Source organism: Mesorhizobium sp. WSM4829 (genome assembly GCF_055811475.1).
On record NZ_JBVVQJ010000058.1, the window covers coordinates 19079 to 26017 of the forward strand.

The window sequence follows — 6939 nt, forward strand, 5'->3', positions numbered from 1 at the left end:
CTCCACATCGCCTCCGGCAAGTGCGCCCTGAGGATGCCCAGGGCCTGCTCGTAGTCCTCCGCTCTCTCAGTCGCCCCCCCGTCCACGGCAGGAAACCCAGGCGTGCTGTCGCTTGGCCCGGCAAGGGGCTGCGGCGAAAGCTCCACAAACTTCTGAACCTCCTCCATAGCGTCCGACGAGAGGTTTTGCCGCGGATGCGCGTCGGCCTGCGGATATGTTCCGCTGGCCACACCCTCATCCGCCTGCAGAACAAGGCTGCCGGCGCGAGTAGGCGCATCGTGTTCGTCTGGGCTAGCTGGGGGCCGCTCGCCTTCGACCATCCGCCATGCATATCCGGAATAGTCCTCCTCCTCGAATGCGAGCCAAGACTCCGCCATCCTCCACATCGCCTCCGGCAAGTGCGCCCTGAGGATGCCCAGGGCCTGCTCGTAGTCCTCCGCTCTCTCAGTCGCCCCGTCCACGGCAGGAAACCCAGGAGTGCTGTCGCTTGGCCCAGCGAGGGGCTGCGGCGTGAGCTCCGGAAGCTGCTGTACCTCCTCCCATGGCAGAGCCTCGTCCATGGCGTCCGACGAGAGGTCTTGCCGCGGATGCGCGTCGGTTTGCGGATATGTTCCGCCTGCCACCCCCTCATCCGTCGCTGGAACGTTGTCTCGAAGGATGGCCAGTCCGATCATGCTATCCGGGTCCCCGGGCGGTGGATTGAGCCCCGTCAGGGCCTGCAGGAAAGCCCACGTCGCCTGACTGTCACCGTTCTTTGGGATCATCACGCTATTTCCTGTTTCTTCGGTGGTCCGTGTCGCAGCTCAAATCGATCCAATGACCTGCGCCCTTGCCTGCTCGATAAGGAAAGAGCGGTCCATCCGGGGGCCGGGTTGGTCGGGCTGCATGGCTGTCACCTCGTTAGGCGGCGATCTAGCGGGCTTCTCACGGATCCATTTGCACTCCTCGCTCTATTATCCTAACGCCAACCTCCCGCTGCGCAAGTTGACAGCAGTGTGCCAAACTTCGCCATGACTGATCTGGTGATTTGGATTGCGGCGAGATGTGAGGCAGATGGCTCGGTGTCACACTAGCAGTGATGTCAATCGATCTGTCCAATGCATATGGGATATGGCGGTATGTCGACACATTGTGGGCGGCAAGCGCGACGGATCATCGATCCTGTGGCGATAGGTCAGCGCCGTCACAACGCTTGGTCCCACGTCATAATGCCCATCTCGTTACGCTTTTGAAAGACAAGGGTCTTCTGATCCGAATCTGATGATGGCGGCTCCTTGGAGCACGACTTGATCCGCTCGATCAGATGCGAATCTTTGATATTTCCTCGTTTGATGACCCAAGGTGCGCCCATGCAATATTGCTGGGCAGGGATGATGCCGGCGCGAATCTGGCGAAGGACCGTCGCAGGGCTCAGATTGAGCGGGACTGTCAGGAATTCTGTGCGCGAGGCCATGATGATGGAAAGGAGGTGGCATGAAAGAGGCCGCGCTTACTGGAAGAACGGATCGCCAAAGATGTTGATGGTGCTCGAGGAACAGTCGCACTTCCTACCTTGCGGCGTACCGTATTGGGGTTTCGAGACTCTCAATAACGGAGGAAGTGCGACCGTGCCTTACGATTATCACATCGGCGTGGATTACCACAAATCCTACAGCCATCTCGTCGTTCAGGATGGAACCGGGCGAACGCTGCGCTCGGGGCGGGTCAAGAACGACCGCCATTCGATCGCGGCGTTTTTGGATCGCTACAGGGACAACTCCCATGCTGTCGTCGAGGCCACCCGCAACTGGATGGTCATCTACGACTGGCTGGACGACATCTGCGATGATGTCGTGCTCGCCCACCCTTTGAAGGTGAAGGCGATCGCCGACGCCAAGATCAAGACGGACAAGATCGACGCGACGGTGCTGGCACATTTGCTGCGAGCCGATCTTGTTCCCGAAGCCTGGGCGCCGAGCGAACAAGCGCGGGAACTGCGCCTGGCGCTATGCGAGCGTATGTTTTACGTGCGGCTGCGCACCATGGTGAAGAACCGCGTCGTCACGGTCTTCGACCGCTATCCGGAGCAGACGGTCCGGCTCAAGAAGCTCGCCGATCTGTTCGGCAAGACCGGGCGCAAGCAATTGGCGGAATTGCCTGTCTCGCCGATCGATCGCATCCAGATCGACCGCAGCCTCGCCTTCGTCGACGACATAAATGCGCGGATCAAACAGTCGGAAGCGACGATCCGGGCGCTGACGCGAGAGAACACCAATGTGAAGCTGCTGAAGACAATTCCCGACATCGGGGAATTCTTCGCCCGACTGATCGACGCCGAGATCGACGATATCCGTCGTTCCGCTCGGCCAAGAAACTTGCCGCCTATGCCGACCTTGTCCCGTCAACCTATGCGAGCGGTGGCAAGACTTACCATGGCAAGATCATCAAGCAGGGCAACAAATGGCTGCGCTGGGCTTTTGTCGAAGCGATTGGTCCAGCCGTCGCCACCGATCCGCAACTGAGAGAACAATATGAGCGCCTGAAGCCCCACGGCACCAACAAGGCCAGGGTGGCGATAGCGCGAAAACTATTGACGATCGCATTCCAGCTCCTGCGCGAGCAGCGCCCTTACGAACAGCGCGGCCACAACGGGCAAGGATGCGCGTCAACGATATCCCCGATATCCCGGCTGTCCTGATTCTCTAGCGAGCCTGGCAGTGCCGGGCTGCGCTCCTGAAGGAGAATAGGAAGCCGGGAGCCGAACGCCACTATGTGACCGAAGCCAGAGGACAAAACGGCATCAGGGTCACGGATTGGAGAATGGTTCGAGAACCGAAGGACGCCAGTCCAGCGGACGGTGGAGATTTAGCCGACCAGCCACAGTGCCGGTCAACACGCAACCGAACCTAAGGAAATCCGCCAGGTGGACGCGATTAACCCCCTTGAGTTCTTTCATTGGAGAGAATTATGACATGGCTTTCGAGAAAGAACTCCTGGACCAGTTGCTTGCTGGCCGCGATCCCAACGATGTGTTCGCCAAGGACGGGCTACTCGACGGCCTGAAGAAGGCGCTTTCGGAGCGCTTTTGAACGCCGAACTCGATGAGCACCTCGAGGATGACCGCACCGAGGGGAATGCCAATCGCCGCAACGGCCATTCGCGAAAGTCGGTGCTGACGGGCACATCGAAGATGACGGTGTCGATCCCGCGCGACCGGGCCGGGACCTTCGATCCGAAGCTGATCGCCAAATACCAGCGCCGCTTTCCCGATTTCGACGACAAGATCATCTGGACAGCTCGAACTACCGTCGTTTTCTGGCGCCAAGGGGCCAAAGAATGGATGCGAACCGTTGAAGCCGGCTGCTCGATACCAGCAGCCCGGCCCTTTGGACCAAGATTGACTGGTCGTTTTGGCCTTGCGGCGGCGGTTTCCGCCGCTGTCGCCTTCATGCGGGCGCAGTTCGCCCCTGGTGCCAGACAAAGCGGGTGAGATTGTAGGCGAGATTGGCCATGCCGATCTTGGTGCGTGCGCGGGCAATGCCGATCGTGCGCACGAAGAGTCCCATGCGGGATTTCTGATGCGCGAAGACGTGCTCAACGAAAGCGCGGATTTTTGAGCGCCGGCAATTGGCCCGTGATGTCGCATTGCTCATCGGCCGACCCTTCGGCTTCTTGTGGTGGATGTCGGAACGGTAGCCGTTCTTCTCCAGCCACGCCTCGTTCTTCTTCGAGCGATAGGCGGTGTCGGCCCACACCGTCGAGCCGGTGTTGGTCTTGTCCAGCACGTTGCACAGCTGCGCCCCGTCATAGGCCGAGGCGCCGGTGACATTGAAGCCGCGGATGAAGCCGTGCCTCCGATCGATCGAGGCATGGTTCTTGTAGCCGAAGGCGGGAACGGCAATATCGCGCTGCTTCGTCTTTCCCTCCTCATCGGCCTTGGCCTTCGAGAACTTCACCGTCCAGCGCGCGTCCCGGTCCTTCTGTCGCAGTTTGGCTGGTTTGTTCTTCCATTCCTCCGGCACCTTGCCCGCCTTGATGTCGGCCGCCGATGGCGGCTTCGCCACTCGCGATAATCTGGCCACAGCGAAGACATGGGGCGTCTCCGACATGGCTTTCCACAAGAAAGCCGGCCTCAGGATCGAGGACATGGTCAGAAGCAAGAAGCTCCGCCACTTCCGCGCCGGCATCTCTTGCCTCAAACGTGCTTACGGCTTGGTACGCTGCACCTGGCGCGGGCTTGACCACTTCAAGGGCTACGTCTGGTCCTCGGTCGTGGCCTACAACCTCGTCCTCTTCACGCGCCTCAAACCAAGCTGACGCCGGTCCGCCGTTTGGAATGCGTGGCACAGGTCCAACGCCGGTCTCGCGGAGTGCGCGCCACCGCGCCCGTGACGCCGTTTTCGCCACAAGCCGGCGCGCTCTTCCCCGCTCATGCCCCTGCAATCGCTTCTCGACGAGCGTAAGCGCCTGTAAACGCAGGAAAATGTGTGCGTTTGTGGGCGGAAACTAGTCTTAGTCTAGGGTGCGGGCCGATGCGACCTCCTATGACGCTGCCGCCCATCGCCTAGACCAAGATCATCCGTCGCTGGCGCCTTGCCATGAAAGCGAGGGCGGTGCTCGGGCTTTTCATTTTTAGTGCCGAGGCCACAGCGGCTGGAAGTGGCGCGGCGTGTGCAGAATGTGCACCAGTCGACCTTCTCGACCCAGGATAGGATGCACGGTCAGCCCGCCCTCCGCATTTGCCTCGATGGCTTGAATGCGCACGCCATATTCGTTCGCCAGCAAGAACCCGACACCCTCAGGGCCGTAAAAGTCGATCTCGCCCTCCGCATCGACCGCGCCGATTTGCGCCAAGGTGTTCCGCAACGACCGAACCTGTTGCTGAAGTTGCACAGTCTGCGGCGTTTCATGGCCCTGGCGCCTCGTATTGTTGACAAATTGAAGAAACGTGTCCAGCAGGCAATTCAGTCCGAGGCCACTGGCTTGTCCCACATCGGCATTGAATCGCCCCAAAAACACTTGGAGCGGTTGCCTCAACGGGCCGGCAGGCAAGTCAGGCAGCGATGCGCCCGCGGGTGCCGGTGCCGTGTGCTCCTGCCAATCATCAGGTAGTTGCGGGGTGCGAGTTGATGGGCCAGCAAAGGACGGCGGGACGCTCCAATTCGGGGGGACGAACTGTTCGAAATCGAAGGAAGCTGGCTGGTGATATGTCGGGGCGAAGATCGATGCCCCGATACCCTGCTCCCACGTTGCCGGGCTTGGCTGATTTACACTTTGTGCCGGCGAATGGGCGGGTGGAGGCATCCCCTGCCAAAAGTTCGCTGTATTGAAACTGTCGGTGGGCAATGGGCCGGCTTGATCCACTCCTTCCCAAAACTCCGTCGGATTGAAGTTTTGCGGCGATGGAGCAGGTTGATCCGACCGCGACGACAACGCCCACGAGCCGTCCTCCCACCCGGCAGGTTGCCGCCATCCGGCTTGCTCCGCAGCGTCATGAATTTCGTCCTGATCGTAACTGTCCAGCGACCCGGCAGGTCCCTGCCATCCGCGTTCGGGCAGCTCATCCCATAACTGATTCGGATCGTGACCTGACACTGGAGACCGGCCAGATTGCTGCCGCCAACCCACCTGCTCAGGGGGCATTCCCCACGCTGCGTTAGCCTCAACGACTCGTAGGTAGTCCTGAAGCTTGTTTAAACCCACGCTGCGCGGTGAAATGGCTTTCCTGAATGCCCGAAAATCATCCCACACCCCTTTTATCTGCTCCTGATTGCCGTTGAGTCGGCTCGCCATGCTCGGCTTTCCTTCCCTTCGGAGCCATTCACTAAACCTGCGTTGCTTGCTGGCCAGATCGTGGATAGGTTTCCTCTGTGCTGCAGTCATCTCCGGCCCAACGTTGTGCTTGGAGAGATCGTCGATTAGGCCCTCGTCGTCGGGATAAGCGGCCAAGGTACGGCGTCCCATGACGCGGGGCCCCGCTCCAGCTCCACTGAATTCTGCACCGCCGGGCGCGAGCCTCCGGAGATTAGACAGCGCCGAGCTGACCCTGGAGACGGCAGCACCGTCTTCTGTCCCGTACTCAATAAGGTCGTCGTTTATCGATTCGGTTCGAAACCGAGAATCGGAAGCCATGGGCGGCTTGTTGTTTTTTTTAAGCCACCGAGAAAGCCCTCTAACAGTGGTTACATTTTTCGTGATCGTTCTTTGGGGAACGTTGAGCCGCCTGGCTGCTTGCGCGAACTGCTTGAGGAGATCCTCGTCTTCGGGATAAGGATCGGGACGAGGACCGTGATATTTGGTGACGTTCCCGGCGCGGGAATCCCGCAGGACCTCCAAGGCTCTATGGACACGTTTGTCGCCACCCTCGTCCACAAACGCCGCCGCGCGGGCAGCCAACTGAGTGCTGTCGTCAAGCAGGTCGGCAATGTTCAAGTCTCTGGGGTTAAGCTGAAGCCAGACGCTGAACCCGCGCAGGACGGATTCAAAACTGGTGACGGTACCGGCGGCAAGGCTGTTGTCGGGGTCCCTGTTCCTGGCCTCGTCCATTGCGGCCCTGAACTCGGAAACGAGGTGCTCGTCCTCAGGGGCCGCTCCGGTCTTCCTGACGTTCCCGGCGCGGGACTTCCTAACGTTCCCAGCGCGGGAATCCCGCAGGACCTCCAAGGCTCTCTGGACACCTTTGTTGCCACCATCCTTCACAAACGCCGCCGCAAGGGCAGCCAACCGAATGCTGTCGTGAAGCAGCTCGTCAATTGTCAAGTATCTGGGGTGAAGCTGAAGCCAGACGCTGAACCCGCGCAGGCGGGACACCCAATTCTTGACGGTAGTGGCGGTATGGCTGCTGTGAGGGTCCCTGTTCCTGGCCTCGTCCATTGCGGCCTCGAACCAGGAAAAGAGGGACTCGTCCCGACCGTCCGCGCGCCCGCGCTTGGCAGAGTCAATGCGAAGCGTCGACTCAAG

The 6939-nt window shown here is 60.2% G+C and carries 2 protein-coding genes and 5 pseudogenes; 3 read left to right on the forward strand and 4 right to left on the reverse strand.

The annotated features are described in order from the left end of the window. Together AC0L17_RS32160 and AC0L17_RS32165 are read right to left on the reverse strand one after the other, a co-directional pair. The coding region (locus AC0L17_RS32160; protein WP_473518712.1) for a hypothetical protein at window positions 1-764 on the reverse strand (764 nt) is incomplete at its 3' end. A gap of 419 nt (window positions 765-1183) precedes the next feature. Next, on the reverse strand, window positions 1184-1453 hold the full coding sequence (locus AC0L17_RS32165; protein WP_473518713.1) for a hypothetical protein: 270 nt from the start codon (window positions 1451-1453) through the stop codon (window positions 1184-1186). 61 nt (window positions 1454-1514) lie between these two features. Between AC0L17_RS32165 and AC0L17_RS32170 the strand changes: the two are divergent. Beyond that, window positions 1515-2677: pseudogene (locus AC0L17_RS32170) on the forward strand (IS110 family RNA-guided transposase). 274 nt (window positions 2678-2951) lie between these two features. Beyond that, window positions 2952-3268: pseudogene (locus AC0L17_RS32175) on the forward strand (transposase); the annotation flags it as partial. A 157-nt stretch (window positions 3269-3425) separates the two neighbouring features. Here the strand turns inward: AC0L17_RS32175 and AC0L17_RS32180 are convergent. Continuing rightward, window positions 3426-4022: pseudogene (locus AC0L17_RS32180) on the reverse strand (transposase); the annotation flags it as partial. Between AC0L17_RS32180 and AC0L17_RS32185 the strand changes: the two are divergent. After that, window positions 4018-4296, forward strand: a pseudogene (locus AC0L17_RS32185) (ISNCY family transposase); the annotation flags it as partial. The pseudogenes AC0L17_RS32180 and AC0L17_RS32185 sit on opposite strands and share 5 nt — an antisense overlap. A gap of 315 nt (window positions 4297-4611) precedes the next feature. Here AC0L17_RS32185 and AC0L17_RS32190 read toward each other — a convergent pair. Beyond that, window positions 4612-6939, reverse strand: a pseudogene (locus AC0L17_RS32190) (hypothetical protein); the annotation flags it as partial.